Source organism: Verrucomicrobia bacterium S94, from assembly GCA_004299845.1.
In the GTDB taxonomy this organism is placed as follows: Bacteria; Verrucomicrobiota; Kiritimatiellia; order Kiritimatiellales; family Pontiellaceae; genus Pontiella.
The window spans coordinates 315,872-337,250 of record CP036201.1 but is presented as its reverse complement, the minus strand read 5'-3'; the positions used below and the strand labels follow the sequence as shown (position 1 = coordinate 337,250).

19 protein-coding genes and 1 tRNA gene are annotated in these 21,379 nt (G+C 49.9%); 2 read left to right on the top strand and 18 right to left on the bottom strand.

From position 1 onward, the window contains the following. Positions 1–4: 4 nt before the first annotated feature. From EGM51_01450 to EGM51_01425, 6 genes are all read right to left on the bottom strand, one after another. Positions 5–1,450: a glycoside hydrolase family 28 protein gene (locus tag EGM51_01450; protein QBG46140.1), complete on the bottom strand. Its 1,446-nt coding sequence runs from the start codon at positions 1,448–1,450 to the stop codon at positions 5–7. Positions 1,451–1,676: 226 nt separating this feature from the next. Further along, the gene (locus tag EGM51_01445; GenBank protein QBG46139.1) at positions 1,677–3,044 is read right to left on the bottom strand and encodes an alkaline phosphatase; all 1,368 of its coding nucleotides are present in this window, start codon (positions 3,042–3,044) and stop codon (positions 1,677–1,679) included. Between the two features lie 13 nt (positions 3,045–3,057). Beyond that, positions 3,058–3,717 (bottom strand): alpha/beta hydrolase, encoded by a 660-nt coding sequence (locus EGM51_01440; GenBank protein ID QBG49218.1) that lies wholly within the window; start codon positions 3,715–3,717, stop codon positions 3,058–3,060. Between the two features lie 650 nt (positions 3,718–4,367). Beyond that, positions 4,368–4,444, bottom strand: a tRNA-Met gene (locus tag EGM51_01435). A gap of 141 nt (positions 4,445–4,585) precedes the next feature. Next, on the bottom strand, positions 4,586–5,194 hold the full coding sequence (locus tag EGM51_01430) for a hypothetical protein (protein ID QBG46138.1): 609 nt from the start codon (positions 5,192–5,194) through the stop codon (positions 4,586–4,588). Between the two features lie 50 nt (positions 5,195–5,244). Continuing rightward, positions 5,245–5,793, bottom strand: a complete 549-nt coding sequence (locus EGM51_01425) for a hypothetical protein (protein QBG46137.1) — start codon at positions 5,791–5,793, stop codon at positions 5,245–5,247. Positions 5,794–6,089: 296 nt separating this feature from the next. Here EGM51_01425 and EGM51_01420 point away from each other — a divergent pair, with 296 nt between their 5' ends. Continuing rightward, positions 6,090–7,916, top strand: coding sequence for a type IIA DNA topoisomerase subunit B (locus tag EGM51_01420; protein QBG46136.1), 1,827 nt, complete (start codon positions 6,090–6,092; stop codon positions 7,914–7,916). Positions 7,917–8,071: 155 nt separating this feature from the next. On the opposite strand, the gene EGM51_01415 is transcribed toward EGM51_01420, so the two are convergent. From EGM51_01415 to EGM51_01385, 7 genes are all read right to left on the bottom strand, one after another. Continuing rightward, positions 8,072–10,651: a hypothetical protein gene (locus EGM51_01415; GenBank protein QBG46135.1), complete on the bottom strand. Its 2,580-nt coding sequence runs from the start codon at positions 10,649–10,651 to the stop codon at positions 8,072–8,074. A gap of 3 nt (positions 10,652–10,654) precedes the next feature. After that, a complete protein-coding gene (locus EGM51_01410; GenBank protein ID QBG46134.1) occupies positions 10,655–11,626 on the bottom strand; it encodes an ABC transporter ATP-binding protein in 972 nt (323 codons plus the stop codon). A 104-nt stretch (positions 11,627–11,730) separates the two neighbouring features. Next, complete coding sequence (locus EGM51_01405; GenBank protein QBG46133.1) at positions 11,731–12,255, bottom strand: hypothetical protein; 525 nt, start codon at positions 12,253–12,255, stop codon at positions 11,731–11,733. Then, positions 12,218–12,475, bottom strand: coding sequence for a hypothetical protein (locus EGM51_01400; protein ID QBG46132.1), 258 nt, complete (start codon positions 12,473–12,475; stop codon positions 12,218–12,220). The genes EGM51_01405 and EGM51_01400 overlap by 38 nt, the downstream gene beginning before the upstream one ends. 140 nt (positions 12,476–12,615) lie before the next feature. Continuing rightward, a complete protein-coding gene (locus EGM51_01395; protein ID QBG46131.1) occupies positions 12,616–13,647 on the bottom strand; it encodes a hypothetical protein in 1,032 nt (343 codons plus the stop codon). Between the two features lie 172 nt (positions 13,648–13,819). Further along, the gene (locus EGM51_01390) at positions 13,820–15,004 is read right to left on the bottom strand and encodes a hypothetical protein (protein ID QBG46130.1); all 1,185 of its coding nucleotides are present in this window, start codon (positions 15,002–15,004) and stop codon (positions 13,820–13,822) included. A 59-nt stretch (positions 15,005–15,063) separates the two neighbouring features. Beyond that, a complete protein-coding gene (locus EGM51_01385) occupies positions 15,064–15,801 on the bottom strand; it encodes a hypothetical protein (GenBank protein QBG46129.1) in 738 nt (245 codons plus the stop codon). A gap of 390 nt (positions 15,802–16,191) precedes the next feature. Between EGM51_01385 and EGM51_01380 the strand changes: the two genes are divergently transcribed. Further along, positions 16,192–18,288 carry a DNA topoisomerase IV subunit A gene (locus EGM51_01380; GenBank protein QBG46128.1) on the top strand — a complete coding sequence of 699 codons (2,097 nt, stop codon included), beginning with the start codon at positions 16,192–16,194 and terminating at the stop codon, positions 18,286–18,288. A gap of 12 nt (positions 18,289–18,300) precedes the next feature. Here the strand turns inward: EGM51_01380 and EGM51_01375 are convergent, their stop codons facing one another. The 5 genes from EGM51_01375 to EGM51_01355 form a co-directional block, all read right to left on the bottom strand. Next, the gene (locus EGM51_01375; GenBank protein ID QBG46127.1) at positions 18,301–18,792 is read right to left on the bottom strand and encodes a prepilin-type N-terminal cleavage/methylation domain-containing protein; all 492 of its coding nucleotides are present in this window, start codon (positions 18,790–18,792) and stop codon (positions 18,301–18,303) included. Further along, positions 18,789–19,034 (bottom strand): hypothetical protein, encoded by a 246-nt coding sequence (locus EGM51_01370; protein ID QBG46126.1) that lies wholly within the window; start codon positions 19,032–19,034, stop codon positions 18,789–18,791. The genes EGM51_01375 and EGM51_01370 overlap by 4 nt, the downstream gene beginning before the upstream one ends. Then, positions 19,019–20,344 (bottom strand): hypothetical protein, encoded by a 1,326-nt coding sequence (locus EGM51_01365; GenBank protein ID QBG46125.1) that lies wholly within the window; start codon positions 20,342–20,344, stop codon positions 19,019–19,021. The genes EGM51_01370 and EGM51_01365 overlap by 16 nt, the downstream gene beginning before the upstream one ends. Before the next feature lie 67 nt (positions 20,345–20,411). Further along, a complete protein-coding gene (locus EGM51_01360) occupies positions 20,412–20,864 on the bottom strand; it encodes a type II secretion system protein (protein ID QBG46124.1) in 453 nt (150 codons plus the stop codon). Next, positions 20,836–21,378, bottom strand: coding sequence for a hypothetical protein (locus EGM51_01355; GenBank protein QBG46123.1), 543 nt, complete (start codon positions 21,376–21,378; stop codon positions 20,836–20,838). The genes EGM51_01360 and EGM51_01355 overlap by 29 nt, the downstream gene beginning before the upstream one ends. Position 21,379 lies beyond the last annotated feature (1 nt).

Sequence of the window (21,379 nt, the reverse complement as noted above, 5' to 3'; positions counted from 1 at the left end):
AATATTAGAACGCAACAGGAACGGCACGAACAGCATCCAGCTTTTTCACACCGGTCACATTTTTCTGCATCACCACATCCGTGACATTTCCGCTCACTTCAACACTCACGTTACTGAATACCCCGCCACGCACATCCTCCAAATAAATGGGCGGACGGGAATCATGGCCGCGCAACCGCAGTTTGACGTTATTCAACTTTACGTTTTTTGCGTGGCGGATAAACAGACCGTATGAATTCAGTGCACCAAAAAACGACTGTTCCGGATACCGAGCCTCATCCTCCGGGACCACCACATTGGCATCAAGATTACCGTGACCCGAAAAAGTGAGGTCGATATTTTCCAGCGTTACATTTTCAATATAGTGACCGGGAATACCGGTAAACATAATCCCCTCCACCGCATCGTTACGTCCATAAAGACGACCGCTGATATTTCCTATATAGACATTTTTCAACGTACCCACCGGACGGCCCTCAGGCTTCACATCAGCATCATAAACCTGACGAATCGACCGGGTGTAATCCCGTCCCCGATTCCCCAGCCGCAGAAAAATCGGCCCAGCACAGTTGAACAGATCAATATCGGAAATATGCACATTATCAATATAGCCGCCGTCAACCATCAGCAATTTAATCGTACCGTAACGGCAATCATAAAACCGGCAGTTCCTGACCGTGACATCTTTAAATCCCCATCCCGATGCAGTACCGAATTTAAGTGCCGCATGATAACTGCTCACACTGCAGCCTTCCACATTGATATTTTCGCATGTACGATTGATTGAACTTTTCAGGCAGATTGCATCGTCCTCCACCTGCAGATTACAGTCTTTGATCCAGACGTTGGAACACCCGTCGTAGTTCATTCCATCGTTGTTATGATTTTCCTTATTGTAAATAGACACCCGCGTCATCCGGACCGTATCGCAGCCCCCGAAATAGATGCACCACGAACCGGAATTTTTAATGGTCATATCTTCCACGCGAATATTTCTGCACCGCTCAAAGCGGAACAGTTTCGGTCTTTCCGGCGCCCAGCGAAAATAATAGCCCCGGCCGTTGATCTCCGAGGTATCCACCCCTGTGATCGTTATATTCTCCGCTTCCTCCGCATAAAACAGACATTTTGAAAATTGCGGTTCCTCAGTAGCAACAGGTACTTCCGCATAATCCTTAATATCGGTACTGCCGTAAAGTTTTGCCCCATCCTCAAAATCGAGATGCACATTGCTCCTCAGAAAAAGCGTGCCGGTGGAATAATAGCCCTTCGGAAACAGCACTCTTCCGCCTCCGGCTTTATGGCAGGCATCAATTGCCTTCTGAATAGCCTCAGTGCTCATATTCCATTGCCCCTTCTGCGCACCGAAATCCAGAATATTAAACACACTTTCCTCCGCCATCCCTCTACCGGCCAACAGCAGCAGTACACTGATTATAAAACCCCTCATCTCCAGTTTCTCCGTTCTATGTTTACATTAACACTTCTTTATGATGACGGAGTCCCAGCTGAAAAATGGACAGACAGTTACCTGTCAATTAGGTCAACACAAACGTTTGAGATAACAGAACCCCTCCCCCATAGAAGGCATATTATGCCCCTTCGTCGAAATCTCCTCGCAACTGCGGTCGCGATTCACATGTTCTGTACCCGCACAACGCCAATCCCGAATAAATTCAGGATTGGATAAGCACTTTCAACCGCCGGCCGATATCCGCGTTGCTGTATCTGCCGCTAAACTGCTCCGCGCCATTGCCAACAGCGGTTGTCGGCACCAGGGCACTCGTATGCTGATAACTGGTCCACCGCGCTCCGGCGCGTTCAGCCAGTGCATGCTGACAGCTGATTACCGCCGCATTTCGTTTTCCGTACATTTTCTGGATTTCCGGATCACGGCCATCTTTTTCACCGTTCTTAAATGTCTGCTCCACCGCCTTGCGGATATGCCCGGACGCTTCCGGCGAAAGACCGGCAAGCCCAAAGCAATCCACCAGCCGCTCATAAGCGTCGCCCACAGAAACAGAAGCCGACTTTTTCCATTCCGCAACATCATCCATATACTTCTGTCCCCGGAACTCCTGAGCATCAATGGCCTCAACAAGATCCGGAGCGTCAGACGCCAGCTCAAGCCCGCCCGTTTCATGATCCGCCGTCACAACCACCAGCGTCTCTGCCGGATGTTTTTCATAAAATTCCACCGCAACGGTCACCGCGTCATCAAACGCCAACGTTTCATGAATATTGGTCGGCAGATCGTTCGCATGACCGCTCCAATCGATTTTTCCTCCCTCAACCATCATGAAAAAACCCGATTCGCCATCAAGCAGCTCAATACCTTTACGGGTCAGGTCAGCCAGCGAAAGCGATTGTTTCCCATCAATGGCATAGCCCATTTTATGCTCAACAACGATCTTTTCATCTCCTGGTTTAAGCGCATCGAAGTCCTGACGGCTCGTAACCCGTCGATATCCCCCGGCCTCAAGCAGCTGATCCGGAGAGGCTTTATCCCCGCTTTTTCCCCTCCCCAGCAACGGCTCTCCGGCAAAATAATCAAACCCACTCTGCGGGAGCTGCTCCGTAATTTCGTAATACATATTCCTCTTCGGCACCTGAGCATAAAAGCAGGCCGGGGTGGCATGATCGATCGGCACCGACGTTACAATCCCCACCCTTCTGCCCGCCGTCTGCGCATCATATGCCATCGACCGGAACGGTGTCTTCAAGTCCTGTCCCATACCGACGGCACCGTTCACCGTTTTCTCCCCGCAGGCCAGCGCCGTACCGGATGCCGCGGAATCCGTTACCTTCCCCGTAATTTCCTCGGTAGAAGTCAGCCCCCGCACCGGCAAACGATTCATCGACAGAACCGGATTACGCGAAGGGTATTTTAAACGGACATACCGCTCCGCCACCTCGCGCTGAGCCGCACCCATACCATCACCGATCAATAAAAAAACATATTTCGGAGAAATCCGGCCGACCCGGCCCGTTCCCAAAACGGCGGACGCCGCGCCCACTGCACCGATAAAAAACCTGCGATTCATATTCTTTCTCCGTTTACGGCTCTAAAATTCCGATATCCCGCATCCACGCTTCACACAGTACCGGCCACACGGTATGCACCGGATGCCCCCGATCACGCATGCCGAAACCATGCCCGCCCCGCGCAAAAAGATGCGATTCCACCTCCACACCAGCCGCATCCAGAGCCTTTGTATACGCCAACGTGCTGCGATAATATTTTTTATCGTCTTTCGCCTGTACCACAAATGCCGGCGGCGTTTCGGCATCAACCGGAATCTCATCCACCAGGTCAATCCCGCCCTCTTTAAAAAGATAAGCCGGATAAACCAGCACTGAAAAATCCGGACGCACGTCAGAAGAACTGCACGCCGCCGTCAGATGCCCGCCGGCCGAAAAGCCCAGCATACCCACTTTGTGCGGATTGATCTTCCAGTCCGAAGCATGTTCACGAGCCATTTTCACGGCCTGTTTCGCATCCGCCAGCGCACCGGCACGATTGTCCGGAACCCGATACTTCAATACCGCCGCCGAAACCCCTATGGAATTCAGCCACTCCGCAATCTCCGTTCCCTCAGAATTCATGCTGAGAATCCAATAGCCGCCGCCGGGACAGACAATCACAAAAGGCACCGGTTTTTCGGAATCCACAAGAAACAATTGAAGCATCGGCTCACTGACATTCGTCAGACGGATCACACCATCCCCTTTATCCGGTGCCAGCTCTTCCGCTTTTTCCGCACCGCCCCCGGCATATCGCCGTCCCAAAGTTTAATTTCATCCTGCGCCATCACCGCAACTCCCGCCATCAAACCCAAACATGCAAACAACCATTTATACTTCATATCGGATACCTCTGTTATTCAACCCCTATCTCACGGCCCGCAGTCACTCTGCCCATTCTGACAACCATCCCTGCCCCTCCTCCAATGTCGCCATTCCCGTTCAGCCTCTGAAAGCAGCCAGGAGATAGATCCTGCACACCGGCCTATCGACGGGCATGGAACATAATACCATTTACTAAAACATTCCGGTCTTAACGACAGCGTTATTCCGCGCAGCGACGCAGAGCGCGCGGAGCCATTTATGACTGAATTTCTCTGCGTCCTCAGCGCCTCTGCGAGGGATCAAATTTATACCGGATAGTTTTAACGTTTGGTATAACTGATATCAGGATCATTCACCCCACCGACACGCACACCTCCAAGCGAAATCAGATTATTGTAACAAGCGCTGAAATAAAGAGGAATGAAAAAGAAAAAAGAGATCCACCGCCAAATCCGGCCCGCACATTCGCGTTCCTAAAAACACAAAAAAAGGCCAGCCTTTCGGCTGACCTTGAATGTTGGTGGGCTCAGAGGGACTTGAACCCCCGACCAAGAGATTATGAGTCTCCTGCTCTGACCGACTGAGCTATGAGCCCTTAAAGCATAAAAAAGCGGTCGGTATTCATACCGGAACCGGCACCGGTAACGCAAGGCGACTTTAGCGCTTTTGTTCTTCTGGAGTCCGAATACAGAAAAAGCGGCCCGATGAGCCGCTTTTCATCGATCTGAAAATTCGTTTAATAATTGTCGCCCGGATCCGTTGCAGCGGCCGCGGCCGCCGAAAAGCCTTCACGGTTCGGCTTGAATTCACCGATTACGTTACAATCGCGATCAAACAGCGTCTTCGGACCCTGTTCACGGATGAAGGCAATGCCTTTATCTCTGATGTGCCGCCCGGAACGGCTATCGATCACATTTCCGTCCTTATCAGCAATCACCACCAGATACGTTTCATAGGTTCCGCCCATATTGATATTCCCGCTGGTGCGCGGAAGCGAATACTGCTTGCTCTGAAACTCAAAGGCATTGTCGTTTGCCGAATTAAAAGTATATTCACCTTTAACAACATCAATCACGGCAAAATAACCGGTCTGAATCTGCTTACCGATCACATAAAGTTCGGCGGTTACCGGATCCGGCCAGGACTTCCCTCCCGCCTGACGTACCTTCACGCGCAACTGCACTTTTTCAACCTTCACCTCGCCATCGGCTCCGGCACCCAGTTTATCCATGCTGGTTCTGCTGGACACATCAATATCCAGACGAAGCGGGAAACGGGTTTCGGCCGCCACAGTTGCCGCGGTGATAAGTGTAGCCAATCCTACTACAGCGAATTTCTTCTTCATGGGTATCCCTCTCTTTTTTGTATTCAATTTTTTTTATAAAACAATTGAATTCATTCAGCAATCTTATTCCTCTCTTCATCCTCCCCCGCTTTTTCCGCTGCCGGAGAAAGCCACACTTTCACTTTTTTGTGCCGCACCCCCCAGGCGCGGGCCAACCAATGATTCGGTCGATAGAGATCAATGTGTTTCCCCTGCACCGCTCCGCCGGTATCCTCAACCACTCCATAACCGTATCCGGGAATGTACATCACGGTACCGTAGGGATAAATCGAAGTGTCGGCCGCAAGGGTTCCCGGCCGCGTAATCGCACCGGAGGAGGTAACGCCCACCTGTTTGATCCGGAACGTGAATGCCCCGGTTTTCCGGTACGGTATAAACAGAAACCACTTATAGGAGCAGCATTTCCGGCAATGACAGTAGGACGTTGTTTTCATCTGCACCTCGATGGGCTGAACCCCTTTCGGCGGACGCGGAAACTTCGGAAAATAAAACCGGCCCTCCAATAGAAACCAGTATATCAGCAGAGCGATGCCGATCCGTTTCCAATACCTGGAAAACAGACACCCCACCGACATTCCACGTTTTCGTTTACGCCCCATTGCTCAACATCAAATCCCGCTTATTTCCGTCCGAAGCCAAACGTATGCAAATACCGTCCTCATCATGAATAAGCCAAAACTCCGGCCCGCCCGGGATCTATAAAAGCATCCTAAGCTCCCGATACCCGAAGTAAAGCCCCTACCCGAACAACCGGATCTCCAGCTGCAAGTGAACTCCTGCCCGTCCGGCGGAATTTTGGGTGATCCGCTTGAAGGAGTTTCAGTGAATTGCTAGATTTTGCGGGTTTTAAGTCAATTCATATCCATATCTTGTGGTTTTAGAGGAATTCAGGCCTATGGCTGCCAAAAAAAAGATCGAATACACAGAAGATAAAATTAAGACACTGTCGTCGCTTGAGCACATTCGTCTGCGTACCGGTATGTATATCGGCCGTACCGGCAGTGGCGCACACTATGACGACGGCATTTATATTCTCGTCAAAGAGGTAATCGATAACGGCATTGATGAATTTATTATGGGCCATGGTGACCGCATCAATGTTTCAATTGAAGACGATATGGTAACGATCCGCGATTTCGGCCGCGGTATCCCGCTGGGTAAAGTGGTCGACTGCGTCTCTAAAATTAATACGGGCGCTAAATATAATGATGATGTATTTCAGTTTTCGGTCGGTCTGAACGGGGTCGGCACCAAAGCGGTGAATGCCCTTTCCACTTATTTTCTTGTACGTTCGCATCGCGACGGAAAATTTGTGGAGGCGGAATTTGAACGAGGCAATCTGGTACGCGAAGAAAAGGGAAAAACCAAAGAACCGAACGGCACCTTTGTGGCCTTTTCACCGGATCCCGATATTTTCAAAAAATATAAATTCAACACGGACCACCTTGCCCGACGCCTGCGGTTTTATGCCTATCTGAATCCGCAGCTTAAAATCTGGTTTAACGGTGAGCTCTATCACTGTAAAGGCGGTCTCCTTGATCTCATCCGCGACGAAAGCCAGTACGAAAAAATCTATCCGCCCTTCCACTACACGGATAAAACACTGGAATTTGCGTTCACGCACACCAACCGTTTTTCCGAAGAGTATTATTCTTTCGTCAACGGCCAGTTTACCTCTGATGGCGGAACGCACCTTTCCGCCTTCCGCGAAGGTCTGCTGCGGGGAATTAACGATTATGCCAGCAAAAAGTTTTCCGGCGACGATGTGCGCGAGGGCGTGCTTGGTGCCGTGGCGATCCGCCTGAAAGAACCGATCTTTGAAAGTCAGACCAAAAACAAACTCGGCAATTCCGAAATCCGCTCCGATCTGGTGGCACAGATTTCGCAGGCGGTTTCGGACAGTCTGCACCGCAATACGGCAGAAGCCAAAAAACTGATCAGTAAAATTGAAGAGACGCAAAAACTCCGCAAAGAACTCAACTCCGTCAAAAAGCTGGCGCGCGAACGTTCCAAGTCAGTCTCCATCCGCATTCCCCAGCTGAAGGACTGCAAACATAATTACAACCGGGCCAAAAATAAAGGCCTCGAATCGCAGATTTTCATCACCGAGGGTCAGTCCGCCGCCGGTTCGCTGGTCTCCTGCCGCGACGCCAACACCCAGGCGATTTTCACCCTCAAAGGCAAACCCCTGAATGTGTGCGACCTGAAACGCGATGCCCTTTATAAAAATGTGGAAACCTACAACCTGATGCGGGCCCTCAATATTGAGGAGAATATTGATAACCTGCGCTACAACCATGTCATTCTGGCCACCGACGCCGATGTTGACGGCCTGCACATCCGTAATTTGATGATTACCTTTTTCCTTCGCTTTTTCGAAGGGCTTGTACGCAATGGCCACCTGAAGATTCTGGAAACGCCGCTTTTCCGCGTGCGGAACAAGAAGGAAACGATCTACTGTTATTCAGAAGAGGAACGAAAAAATGCACTCAAAAAACTAGGACGTGGTGCCGAAATCACCCGCTTCAAAGGGCTCGGCGAAATTTCACCCGGTGAGTTCAAAGATTTTATCAGCAAGGAAAACATGCGTCTATCGCAAGTTAACGTGCACGGCGATCATTCCATCCCGGAGATTCTCTCTTTCTATATGGGCAAGAACTCTCCCGATCGCCGCGATTTTATCATGGATAATCTGGTCCTCGATGCGGAGATGCTAAACTGACCTCACCCGCACTGAGCGCCAAAATAATTTTGTGCCTCCAGCAGACCTTTCAGCCCCCAAACGGCTTTCCTGGAACTGTTGATTTGAAGAAAAAGCACTTGCCGCACCCCGACGGATAAAGAATCGTCCTTCTTTTATTTCGAATCGGGTATAGGTTACTCTCGGGATAGCGCACGAGGACGCGTTTTACAGTGCCGGCGCATCAAAATTCCAGCCCCCACGAACGACCAGAATAACGGAATAAGTATGGCATTGAAAATAATGACGCGATTGCGGATCCCCTGAATTTCCAGACGGAGATCTTTACGTAAAATACGTAATTCATTTTTGGCAATCCTCATCTTTTTCTCGAGCGTTTGAATGCGCTGCCGGGTTGCCTTATCCCGAATGGTGCCATCTAATCGGGCTGAAGTGATCAGCCGGGAGTGCTCCAGCTCTTTATTTAGGGCGGCAGAAAGCACATCGAGTTCCTGAATGCGGCTGATATATTTTTTTTCAGCAGAACGCTCCAGTTCGATCAATCTGGTTAGCGGTCGTGCATTACGTGTTTTGCTTCGCGCCGCATTTAATTCCGCCGAATCACATAGATAGTCGATTGCATTTTGCACAAGTGTGAGATTGCTGTTTTTGGGGTAGAACACTTCTCTACCCTGAATAGTTACAGTTTCACCGGTAAAAGGATCAGAAACAAAGTCACTGTCCCCCCAAACGATTATACGTGCAGGTTGGGCCTCACTCTCCACCTTTCCTGTCATTAACGAAGGGAAGCGACCTTCCAGCAAAACCGCAAGGTCGTATTGTTCCGGGTCGGGTGAAAAAGTCCTATTCATTGTTTCAGCTTCAATGCGTGACACATTCAGGAGACTGCGAACGTGTTGCAAAGCCGAGTCAGCGGTCGACTGCATCAACACCGTTTTTTTTATTCCTCGCGGAGGGGTTCCATGAAAACAACCCGTGGTCGGTAAAATCAGCTGATTAATCCGATCCGATATTTGATGCTTTGCATTCATTTGCTGTGCCGACAGAGAAAGAATGAAATTGAGCTCTTCCAAACCTTCGCCACGGTCCATTTCGGAGCGTAGAGTCATATCCAACACCGCGTTTGTATGAGAAAAGTGCAGGTTAACCGCCGCCTCGAGCCGAGGCCAGGAAGATGAGGCATTTTGCTCAACGAGACTCTGGCGGTAAAACATGAAAGAAAGCGCGACAGGATCAAACATGACCATCATATCCCCCCCACCCTGCAAATAACGGTCCAGCGCTTTTTCAAAAACCGAATTAAGACCAAGAGGATGCACAATCAGGACAACATCAATATCAGGATCAATGACAGCTTCATTTCCGAACAGCTGAATAATATTGTAGTATGAGTTCAGTTCATCGAGTAGCTGCCACTGCGGAAACATATCCGGAACCCCGAAAATGGGGACCGTTCCATAAACGCCGATCGTTTTCCGGCCCGATAACTTCGAAACATCCCGGATTTTTCGGATGATGTCGTATTCCAAAGAAGGCTCACGGGATAGATCAAGAAAGGGGATTGCACTTTTTTGATCCAGACAAACAAAAGCAAGTCCCATATAGCCCTCAACCCCTGAAGGCAAAAGAGTCCCATGAATATTATCCATTTCTGCAGAAACGGCAGCATCTGAATCAGGCACAGGATCGTAACGCTCAAATTTAACTTTTCCTTTGCTCTCGTGTTCCAGAAGGCTGATGAAATCTGCCACACGCCTAGAATAATTACGCATTCTGGGCGACAATATATTGGCGGATTCATTGACGTAAAAACGGATCGTTACATCGCGCTCAAGTGCACTTAATATCTTTTTAGAACCCTCCGAAAGCGAATACATTTTATTTGCAGTGAGATCAACGCGCAGTCCGACCTGCTTAAACAGCAATGACACGATTCCAATACCGAAAAGCATAAGCAGTAATATGACGATAGAGGGGAACCGGCCGAATATATTTCGTTTTCCGAACCCCTCACGCCTTGCCAAAATATAATAGTTTGCAGTCAGCGCAAAAAAGATGATGGCCACGAAACAAGCAATCGAGGTGAAATCCAATATTCCGCGTTGAAAGGTATCGAAATACTGAAGCAGCCCAATCGAAGCAATACCATCAACCAGCCATTTACTTTGAGGAAAAATATCGACCAATCCATTCCCCATCTGGCGGGAACCGATTATAAGAAAAAGAAAACAGATCGAGCAGGAGATAATAAATGAAACAACGGAACTACGGGTAAGGGATGAACAACAGCAGGCAACGGCCAAAAAAGCGGCAGCCATAAGAAAACTGCCCAGATAGGCCGTTAAAACCGGCCCGTAATCCGGCGAGCCCAGATATTCAACTGTAATAACATTGGCGGCGGTTAACAGCAGTGCGGTCAATAAAGGCACTAATGCAGCCAGGTATTTAAAGAGAATCAGAAGCGGAAGAGTCACAGGATGAGTAAGCAGAAGTTCTAAGGTATTCTGCTTCGACTCCTCTGTCCAAACCCGCATACCAATAGCAGGAACCAAAAAGGCGTTGAGCCACGGATGCCATTTAAAAAAAGTATACGTTAATGAAGCCTCACCAATTTCAAAAAAACACCCTTGAACATAAGTCAAAAGCCCCAATAAACTGACGTATACGACAATGAATACGTAAGCGATCGGCGTGATAAAGAAACCTTTGACCTCTTTGCGGAAAATCCCGCTTGGCGCCCTTACAGAAACCTTCATCAATTAAATCCGTTCAATACATTTCCGGGTTCGATGCCCCGTTTGGGCCCGAAAAACCTTTTCAAGACTGCCTTCATCCCGCCGAATTTCCAGCACACCCGTTTTATAGTGCCTGCAGCAATCGATGATTTCTCTCGTTAAATGTTCGACACCCTCCGCCGCAAGCTCAGCCGGGACAATGATCAGCTGCGCCGGGACGTTTTCCGACCACTTCACACTCTTAACAACATTCAAGGAACTCAGATTTTTCCGGATCTCTTCTCGAATGGGTTTTCGGCAACAGATGAGTAAGTTCCCATAGGAAGGTGTCAGGGCTTTAAATGCTGACGGAGTGCCTTCAAAGATTTTCTTCCCCTGATCGATTAGTAGAATGTCAGTGCAGACAGCACTGACCTCCTCGAGAATATGAGTAGAAAGAATCACGGCTTTGTTTTGGCGGAAATGGTTGATGAGATTGCGGATTTCTTCTTTTTGATTGGGGTCTAATCCATCAGTAGGCTCATCAAAGATAATAACCGGAGGATCGTGCAGAATACTTTGCGCCAGACAGGTACGATGGCGATAGCCTTTAGACAACGTATCGATCAATTGGTGCCTCACCTCACCAAGAAAACACAGATCGGCCACACGGTCACAGGCGTTCATTAATTCCGTCTTTCCCATACCGCGAATTGTACCCAGATAAAGCAAAAATTCATTGACGGTCAAGTCATCGAACAAGGGTGCGCTTTCCGGAAGATAACCCAGCCTGTTCTTCGCCTCAATCGGGTTGGACCAAACATCAATTCCGCAGAGCGAAGCCCGGCCCGAGGCCGGCCGAAGGTAGCCTGCAATCATCCGCATGGTCGTTGACTTCCCGGCACCGTTAGGACCGATCAGACCAAGAACCTGCCCCTTGTCTACTGTGAAAGACAGGTTATCCACAGCCTTCTTATTTCCGAAGGTCTGGCATAGGTTTTCCACTTTTATCATCACATTTCCAGCCTTATGGCAGAGTCTCTATCGGGTCGCCAATCCTTTGACGAAGGTAACGGACCCGAAAAACCTTCGGGCCCATTACGTTCATGTTAATTTACCGTCTAGAACCAGACCTGATACCAATCGACAAACATGGTCGGCAGATTCTGCACGCCGGCATTGTCGGCGATCGCCGCAGGCGGCCACGCATGGCTCTGGAATTTCGGGCGGGCCAATTCGGCAACACGATTTGCTCCGACATGTCCGATTTTATACACCCCGTCCAGATACATATAAACGTGCGTCGGATTAGCCGTATAACACTTGTAATTATGCCAATTGGTTCTCCAGCTAAAGCTGTTCGGGTTGGTATAAAACGTTCCGACCACGGTGTTATTCGACCAATGGCAGTAATAGTTCATAAAGTTCCCGGTGTGCCCCGTTTCCATCATATCGACTTCAAAGTAATTATTGTAGGTCTGCCGATCATTATATATCCACCATCCAGCCCAGACATACTTGTTCCCGGCCGTATTGCCTGAAACACAGGCCCGGGCCTCAAAGGTGCCTTTAGCCCATCCGCCGCTGTTCATCCAATAGCCGCCGCCTTCACCGCGCACTCCGGGAGTTGTGATTCTGGAAGACATCGAGATGCCCCCCCCAGCTGGCAGAGCCCGCGCGCCACGGCTTCCAGTCGGTCAGCATATTTTTTTCATTCCAGGTATAATTACCCAGTTTGGTGAAGCCGGGAGCATTGCCTCCGTTGAAGCCTTCCCATTTATAGCCGGCCTGTACAACAGGTGCTGCCCCGGCAGCTATGAGAATTGCAGTATGTAAAGCTATTGATTTAAGCTTTAACGTTTTCATACGATCCTCCTTTTTTATGAGTCCTTACATTCAGGCTGTGATGCTCCTATCACATAGAAACCTTATGTGCGTTTATCCTCATAAATTTTCTCAGAAACACTCCGCTGCTTTGGGGGTTTTAAGGTAATAACCCGCAAAGGCTACTGCTGAGTCGGCGGCAAGTTTCCACGCAGGGGGCCCGGCACGGGGCCGCGCAACTCCGGATCTGTTGGCAACCCTCGCCGGTCTGTACCTGCGGCCGGATCGTCAGGAACATAACTTTTCTCCAGTTCAGCGGCCGTTTCCATTTGTTTCAAAATTTCATCACGCGTCTCCGGAGCATCTTCAAATTCAGCATTCTTAAACCACGCATAAAACCCATCCGGATCGTTTGCCAGAAAAGAGCTTCCTGCCGAAATCTGCGCACCGAGCCGCATATTAGGATCAGGGATAGAGGAAGCCCACTCCATTCCCAACAACCCATTTTCACGGGCGGCACTGCTGGCCAGGAGTCCGACAGCATCAAAATAAAGCGGGTCATCTGCCGGGAGCTGATTTAAGATTTCCGATGCCGCCATGGGCTGCTCGACCGCCATCAGCTGAATGGACTCACGAATCAGGAAATCGGCACGAGCATCATCCAGCGGGAGATTTAACATAGCCGTTACAATGTTTGCAGCATTCTCACCTGGCATCTCCTGTTTTAGATAATCCACAAAAATATATTCACTGTTAAAGGAGGGATTATCGGCAATCCATTTCAACTGACCGTCCGGATCCCGCTTTGCCCAATCCTGAAAAAAACAGGAACCGACCTCCCGGATCGATTGAGAAGAAAACAGCAGTTGACCCATTAAATTCATTCCTTCATCCGGGGAATAATTATCCAGGAGGTAGTCAGAAACCGCGGTGTAAGGAAGCTCTGTTTCGAAGATCATAAAAGAGCCGTCAAGCTTTGCCATTGTCAAAAGCGCCGAAGAGACATCCTTTTCCAACAACTCCAGCATGCGGGCATTCACTAACGCCTCATCGCCCATCTGAAACGCAGCAATCATGTAAAGCGTCTGCTCATCGAAAAATTCCCGCGGTTGGCCATAGTGAACCATCAGTTCGCGTATCCAGGCTTCCCGCAGAGCCGCTGCTTCCGCCTCTTTGTCAATGAGTTCCTCTTCCGAACCCTTTTCAGCGATCACCTGCTTTGTTTCCACGCCCTCGACGAAGTCCGCTCTTTTACCTCAGCATCCGGCTCTTCGATATGAGGCCCCTGTGTAGAGCTGTTTCCACCCAGCAGAATGACCAACAACGCAATAAAGACAGATCCGGTTAAATATATTGTTTTTCGTTTCATAAATTATTTCCACGTGTCTAGTTTTCAGCTGAAGGAAATAGTTGCAACAAAGGAGCAATATCCTGGCTTTCCAATATGATGACACGGTCTTCAAAAAGGGGGATTAACTCGCGCTCCTGCAGAATAGAATCCGGAGCATCTATCGTCATCTGAACCGCGTATGCGCCAACCTGTTCAGGACTTTGAGGTGTTGCAAAGGTGATCACACCCTCTGCAAGATTTTGTGAAGGATCGCGGTAGTCTATCGGCTCAATTAATTTTCCGACCACAACCTGATGTCGCCTGCCGTCAAAGCTGACAACGTGCAGTTCCAGTTTTTCATCCCGCTCCATATATTCGGCTTCACGACCTTGAGGTACGATTCCGGCGAACACTCCCCCACTCAAAAAGCTGTTGAAGAGGTTCACCTGTTTGATATCCAGTTTCCGCTCTTTAGGTAACCCCGTAATTTTCAGTTTCCCGAAAGCTGAACCGCGAGATATCGACCATAGTTCTTTGCCATCCATTAACCCGACAATCTGCTGAATTCCGTTGGACGGAAAAAATTTTCGAATAACCCACAGATCACTTGAGGGAACAGCATAGAAGAGCGGTGTTTTACTCAAAAAAACTTCGTCGTCCGCGGCATTCAGCAGTCGGATAAACCTTCTCGCACTACCTTTCTCGCCGGAAAACATCACTGTGTTCCGGTCGTCCGGAATATCAAAGCCGCCCAGAATAAACCGACTGCTCAGATGGGTTGAATTTGAAAACAACTCAACCCGAATCGAGTCAAGGTTTTCAGCGGATCCTGCGGCTGCCGGATCAATCAGGTTTAAATAGGCATAATCCATTTCCGAGACATGTACCCGTTGCTCTAATTCAGCTTCTTCCAGCTGAACCAGAAACTGAATCAGCATCGGAATATGAACAGGAAAACTGACCGGCGGCCCTATGTTCCAATCTGCCCCATTCTTGAGCAGGGTCACTCCTCCCTTTCGGTCTGATATGACAATCCGATCAATCTGATTAATATCCAGCCCATTCAGAATGGATGGTTTGGATACAGAAGACGAACTTGATTGATCCGCCGGCCGGCAGCCATTCAGAAAAATGAATACCATTAATCCAACAGATGCTTTTTCCAGAATGGATTTTTTTATATAGCGCTTCACGATATCCACACCGAAACTGCACCCTTTATCCCCAGATGGTTCAAACATCAGTTTAGGGGTACAACCGGGCCTGCACCAAGCAGACCCATTGTGATTCCGGCTTACGCCTAGTACCAGACCTGATACCAATCCACGACAAGATCAGGGACATTCTGTACAGCCGCATTATCGGCCACAACTCTGGTCGGCCATACACGGTTCTGGAACTTCGGCTGCCCCTCCTCACCCCGACGGTCAACACCGGCATGCATCTGTTTCCAGCTTCCGTTCAAGTAGTAATGCATATTTCCCGGCTGGCCGGGCCAGCACTTATAGTTATTCCAGCTGTTGCGCCAGTCAAAACTATTGGGCATAATGCGCTGCTTACCGACAACTCCATTATCTCCATAATGATAGTAGTAGTTGAAATAGTTCCCGGTATCGCAACATTCCATCAGATCAACTTCATAATAGTTGTTCCAGGTCTGCTTCAGGTTGGTCACCCACCAGGCGGCCCAGCTGTATTTCCGGGAACTCTCCGTTGCACCGCTAATAAGACAACGCGCCTCAAATGTTGCGTTTTTCCACCCCCATTGCTGCCACCATCCACCAGCTTCGCACCGCTGGCCCTGAACGGTTATTTTTGAAGACATTTTAATGGCTCCCCAACTGAATCCACTGGCACGCCACTGTTTATAGTCAGCCGGAAAATTATGTTCATTCCACGTATAATTGCCCAGTTTAATGAACCCCGGAGCATTGCCTCCGTCGAAGCCTTCCCACTTATAGCCCGCATCCGAAGACTGAATAAATATGAACGACGTCATTGCTAAGACAACAACGCCTGCGGCAGCTTTCCTTCTCATATGCACTCCTTCTTTTTTTGAATGCCTCACCTTTATGAAGCATTTACATATGAACTTCCCATCTGTCAGCCTCCTGACAATAAAACGAACGGGAAGCCTATCTAGAGTTTGACAAACTATCACCCCTTCCTCTTTTAACAACCCCAACATTGCGTCTTACTTGTTGCACATCACGAACACACCGATTCCATAAGACTTAAATAAAAAGTCTAATAACAATTATCCAATATCCATTCAGTAATTCCAGCACGCCCACCGGCTGTCTTCTGATAATAAGGAAACGCTGCCGAATCAACCCGATCCTAGAAATGGATTGAGCGAACAATCAGGGTTGAGTAGACTTTTCTCTTAAATCGAATACCTTTTCTTTCGCTTTGAGTACTGCCCATTATGAATAAAAATACCGACAAAGAATTAAAGCTGTTTGAACCTGAATCTTCCGGCAAGGAGCTGGTAAAAAACGAACCGACGCAAAACAGCGGAACATCAGCGGAGCAGGATCCCCGTAAGTTTGATCCGTTACATTCCGAACACGGTCCGCTCAATACGATGATTCGCTCCAACTTTCTGGAATATGCGACTTATGTGATCTGCGACCGGGCGATTCCGGCACTGGAAGACGGGCTCAAACCGGTGCAGCGCCGTATTCTCCATGCGCTGAAGGAAAAAGACGACGGACGCTTTATTAAAGTGGCCAATATTGTCGGCCATACCATGCAGTATCATCCCCACGGTGATGCCTCGATTGCCGATGCTCTGGTAACATTAACCAACAAGCGTTACCTGATTGAGGGTCAGGGAAACTTCGGCAACATTTTCACCGGCGACCGCGCAGCCGCTTCCCGTTACATTGAATGCCGCCTGACCAATCTGGCGCGCAATGAAATTTTCAACAAAGAACTGACCGAATGGATTCCCAGTTACGACGGACGGAACAAAGAACCGGTCACCCTTCCCTGTAAACTGCCCCTCATGCTGATGCTGGGAGCGGACGGTATTGCTGTGGGTCTGTCCACCAGCATTCTTCCTCACAACTTTATCGAACTGCTCGAAGCTGAAATTGAGATTCTCCGGGAGAAAAAACGCGCGTCGGCGGAACTGAATCTGCTGCCGGATTTCCAGACCGGCGGCCTCATGGATGTTTCGGACTACAATAAAGGCAACGGGAAAATTAAGCTGCGGGCCAAAATCGAGCCGCGTAAAAATAACCGTCTTGTCATCACTGCTCTTCCTCATGGTGTGACCACGGAATCCCTGACCGGCTCCATCGAGGATGCCGTAAAGAAAAAGAAAGTCCCGGTCCGCGCCATTGACGACTTCACAGCCGAAAAAGTGGAAATTGAGCTGACGCTTACACAGGGGGCATCGCAGGAAAAAGCCATTGAATCGCTCTATGCCTTCACCAAGTGCGAAACTTCCGTTTCCAGCCGCCTGATCTGTCTGCGCGAAAACCGCCCGGTTGAAATGACGGTGGATGAAGTGCTGCGTGAAAACGTTCAGCAGCTGCTGCGGATCCTGGATGGCGAACTGAAACTGAAACAGGCCAAACTGCTCGATGATTTCCACAACAAGACGCTGGTACAGATCTTTGTAGAAAACCGCATCTATAAAAAAATCGAGCAGTGCAAAACATATGAAGCGGTTTATAAAGCGATCTACAAAGGGCTGGAACCCTTCAAAGACCGGCTTAAGCGTGAAGTCGTTGACGACGATATTGAAATGCTGCTGGGCGTACGCATCAAGCGCATCTCCCTGTTCGACATCGAGAAGAACCGCAAGGATATCGAGGAGATTCTCGCAGAACTCACCCAGGTGGAAAAAGACCTTAAAGGCCTCAACGGATATACCATCCGCTACCTTAAACGCCTGATTAAAACCTATAAGGATGAATATCCGCGTCGTACGGAAGCCGCCAGTTTCAAAGAGGCGGATGTGCGCGAGCTGACCGCCTCGGAACTCTCGATTAAGCAGGATGAAAACGGCTATATCGGCACTAATGTGAAGGGCGAGGAAATCCTGCAGTGCTCCTCGCTCGATAAACTGCTGGTTATTCTGAAAAACGGGCAGTACAAGGTGATACAGCCGCCGGAAAAAATCTTTATCGACGGCAATCTGGAACGCGTTGAAATCTATGATCGCGATAAACAGTATACCTGTGTCTATACCGATGCCCGGATCACTTACCTGAAACGCTTCAAAATCGGCGGGGCCATCATGAACCGCGAATATTATATGAGCCAGGGTGAGAAATCGAAACTGAAACTGCTGGCTGACGGCACTCCGGAGGCCATTTATGTGAAATATAATCCGGCCAAAGGGCAGCGAATTCATCAGCAGAAATTCAATCCGTCCGACATCGCGGTCAAAAGCGTGAAAAGCCGCGGCAATCGAATGACGACCAAAAGCATTAAATATATCGGAACCGAACCGGGACGATGGTGGGATCCTGATGATGCAGGAGCTATGCCTGAAGGCGTTTTGCTTTAGGCCGTAACCGCTTCAGTTACGGGGAACAAAGGTACCGCGTATCAGCGTTTGTCCTCCCCGGCTTCCACCATTTACCCGCAGGGCCACATCAACAGCCGGACCTTCTGTGAAATCGACGGTAAAACCGGTGAGCCGGTCCTCAACCAGAGGAAAGTCTAACGAATCAGCAATCAGCTTATTCCCGGACACAAATACGGCAACCGCATTACTACGCGTTACGCCGGCATCAAAATCAAGCCGGCTTCCGGAGGCATACGGATCCGCTGTGAACCGGGCCCCATCGATCCGAATATCCTCAATGCGCGACTGCCTGATCTCGCGACCGATCATCGCCAGTGCCACTGATGCATCGCGCTGTATTTTAAGCGACTCGCCATTGTATTCCATTGCGCGGTGCTGCGAGATCAGTATGGAAAAAACCGTCATCGCCAGAACCACACCGGCCAGCATAGCCATCATCAGTTCAACGAGCGTAAATCCCGACCTGTGCTTCCCTGCATTCACCTCAGTTCACTCCCCTCCGGCCGGGATTCAGTATAATCCGGTTCCCATCTGCGGGCAGGCGGTTCCGGAGCCGTTTCGGGCTCCGCCATTCCCCGATTGTCGAAGACCGGCGGCTTTTCCTGCGGCACATTAATGGCCAGAAAAGTCTGAATGGCAGCAATCATGCAGCCGATAGTGATCACCATCACAAACATCAGAAGGGCGTACCGCCGGAAAAACGCCCCCATCACAACATCCTCCATCCGGAAAACTCATAACCTGTAAACGGCGTTCCGGGAGCCGGTTCCCGAACGAGGCGCGGATCATAACGATACGACTTGATATATCCTTTTCCACCAACCAGTCCCACCGCCGAACGACGGTAGTTACTCAGGCTTCCGTACAGATAAATCGTTCCATATGCACTTTTGTAATCGTAGCGGCCGTAACCCTCCCATGCTGCACCGAAACCGCCGTAGGTTTCCTCCCACTCCCCATACACGTTGCCCCCTTTATATTCCGTAACCAGAATTGTGGCATGGATATCCACATCGCCGATCTTCCAGCCCTCGGCAACCTGAACCCGCTTACTCGAAAACAGGCCGAGCACTTCATCCTCATCCGGCTCATATCCCGAAGGCCACTCCGTATGATGCCCATACGGAATAGACGATGTGTAGACCAGATCGTCAACAATGTAGATCGATCCCTCAGCCGCCACGCTGACCGATGTCCCGACGTCACCTTTCACCTCGACATCGCCCGTAACATAGATAACCCGCTCTTCATCAACTGATCCAAGTGCGGAAATATAATTGGTGGTAACATTTCCGGTTGCTTTATTTTCCAGCATATAAAGATTATCCGAAAAGGTAATGGCATAATCACCCGTAAGCTGCAGGGAGGCCGGAACCCGCTCTCGGATCTGATCGAAGTTCTGCTGTGTGAAATCCAGTTCTTCAACACCGAGATCCAGGCCGTTATGAAATACTTCGGGATCAACATACTTCCCCCGCCGCCAATCATTATAATCAACACTGCCGGCGGAAGACCGGACCGCCGCCCAGAAATCCGGCGAACCGGTAATGTGCAACTGATCGTCTGTATGCAGCACCCCATTCTGATCCAGATCCTCCATCTCCTTACCGATCACATCATCGGTATCAAAACGAATACCCTGCTCGTTGTGGGACGAATAGGAAAACATACCGAAGGTCGCCGTTTCCGCCTGCTGCTCAATCCGGATCTCCTGCCCATCCAGCGCCGTTCCTGTAGACACAACCGTATATCGTTTGAGCGTTCCGGCCGGATTCTCCGCGTCTGCCGAAATATCGATGGAATACCTTCCGAACCCCGGAAATGTCCGGCTCATTACATCCGTACCGACCAGCCCCGAACCGATATACTCCAGCTGTTTATAATTTTCCGGCTCCGCCACAACCGCCGCAAACTCTCTCAGACCGGCCTCCGCAAGCCAGAAAGCCTGGTTTCGGTTCCGGAGCCGGGCCGCTTCGACGGCAGCGGTGTTGGCCAGTCCCATTAGTCCAAGCCCGATGACGCTGGTCAATATCATGACAAGAAGGACTGCCGGAAGGACAGCTCCGCATTTTTGTTCATGACATAACCGTTTCATAGTCACGCTATCTCAGAATCGTTCTCAGCGATACCGCCTCACCGGACCGGTATTCCACAAATACAGTTGCCTGCACAAATTCCCGGACAGGTCTTGTTTCACTGACCCGTTCCAGCTCCACATATATCGGACGCTGCACACCGTTAATCGCAACCGTTTCCTCAGGCTTCTGATCCACCACGCGGAATGATCCATCCGCATACCGCGATGCATAGCGCACCGCACCGACAGGACCATCATCTAAAACATCATACGGCTGCGCTCTCAACTGCTCCAGCCGGCGATTGGCCGCCTCCAGCGCAACGCGCTTATTTTTCTGCTCAGCAACCGTTATTCCCGCCCGCTGAACCAATGCAGCGCCACCGATCGCCAGCACCGCCAGAATGACCACGGCCACCATAATTTCAATCAGCGAAAAACCGCAGCGTTTTCTAGTTCCGGTTGTTGAACGGACCGTCATAGATTTCTTTCACCACAAGGGTTCCATCCGGCCCCCGGAACCGGACGGACAATTCATCAATCTGCACGATTTCATATCCCTGAATCACATCCCCCACACCATAGAGTTCCCCATTAATGCCGGCGAGCGGCTCTCGGGCCCTCCAGTAAATACCTTTCAGCTCAACATCCAGCGGCGGTATAGTGCGGTTCTGCTGTTCCTCCATCATCACCACTTCCGGAACAACCAGCGTCACCACCGAGCGCTCCCGCGCAGCCCGTATAGCGGCCAGTTCCTCCTCATTATCGGTCAGAAACGCATTCACCGTCCGGATCCCCTGGTTTACTTCAGCAATAAGCGCATCATATCTGGCCCCACTTGCGGCTCGCGTCCCCGCTTCATTGATTCTGATGATCCACAAAACCAACGGAACAGCAATCAACACCACAAGCAGAACCGCAAGCACCACAGGCACTTTGATCGTTTCCTCTTTATAGGGAGCGTTCTCCGGAATGTCCTGAACACGTATGCCCATA

What these genes read in the sequence shown, in the direction of transcription:
- EGM51_01400 (QBG46132.1), bottom strand. Translation starts at nt 12,475, where the DNA reads ATGAAAACGTTAAAGCTTAAATCAATAGCTTTACATACTGCAATTCTC.
- EGM51_01370 (QBG46126.1), bottom strand. Translation starts at nt 19,034, where the DNA reads ATGGAGGATGTTGTGATGGGGGCGTTTTTCCGGCGGTACGCCCTTCTG.
- EGM51_01425 (QBG46137.1), bottom strand. Translation starts at nt 5,793, where the DNA reads ATGGGGCGTAAACGAAAACGTGGAATGTCGGTGGGGTGTCTGTTTTCC.
- EGM51_01430 (QBG46138.1), bottom strand. Translation starts at nt 5,194, where the DNA reads ATGAAGAAGAAATTCGCTGTAGTAGGATTGGCTACACTTATCACCGCG.
- EGM51_01365 (QBG46125.1), bottom strand. Translation starts at nt 20,344, where the DNA reads ATGATATTGACCAGCGTCATCGGGCTTGGACTAATGGGACTGGCCAAC.
- EGM51_01360 (QBG46124.1), bottom strand. Translation starts at nt 20,864, where the DNA reads ATGACGGTCCGTTCAACAACCGGAACTAGAAAACGCTGCGGTTTTTCG.
- EGM51_01405 (QBG46133.1), bottom strand. Translation starts at nt 12,255, where the DNA reads ATGTCTTCCAGAATCACAACTCCCGGAGTGCGCGGTGAAGGCGGCGGC.
- EGM51_01450 (QBG46140.1), bottom strand. Translation starts at nt 1,450, where the DNA reads ATGAGGGGTTTTATAATCAGTGTACTGCTGCTGTTGGCCGGTAGAGGG.
- EGM51_01380 (QBG46128.1), top strand. Translation starts at nt 16,192, where the DNA reads ATGAATAAAAATACCGACAAAGAATTAAAGCTGTTTGAACCTGAATCT.
- EGM51_01415 (QBG46135.1), bottom strand. Translation starts at nt 10,651, where the DNA reads ATGAAGGTTTCTGTAAGGGCGCCAAGCGGGATTTTCCGCAAAGAGGTC.
- EGM51_01445 (QBG46139.1), bottom strand. Translation starts at nt 3,044, where the DNA reads ATGAATCGCAGGTTTTTTATCGGTGCAGTGGGCGCGGCGTCCGCCGTT.
- EGM51_01355 (QBG46123.1), bottom strand. Translation starts at nt 21,378, where the DNA reads ATGGGCATACGTGTTCAGGACATTCCGGAGAACGCTCCCTATAAAGAG.
- EGM51_01385 (QBG46129.1), bottom strand. Translation starts at nt 15,801, where the DNA reads ATGAGAAGGAAAGCTGCCGCAGGCGTTGTTGTCTTAGCAATGACGTCG.
- EGM51_01390 (QBG46130.1), bottom strand. Translation starts at nt 15,004, where the DNA reads ATGTTTGAACCATCTGGGGATAAAGGGTGCAGTTTCGGTGTGGATATC.
- EGM51_01420 (QBG46136.1), top strand. Translation starts at nt 6,090, where the DNA reads ATGGCTGCCAAAAAAAAGATCGAATACACAGAAGATAAAATTAAGACA.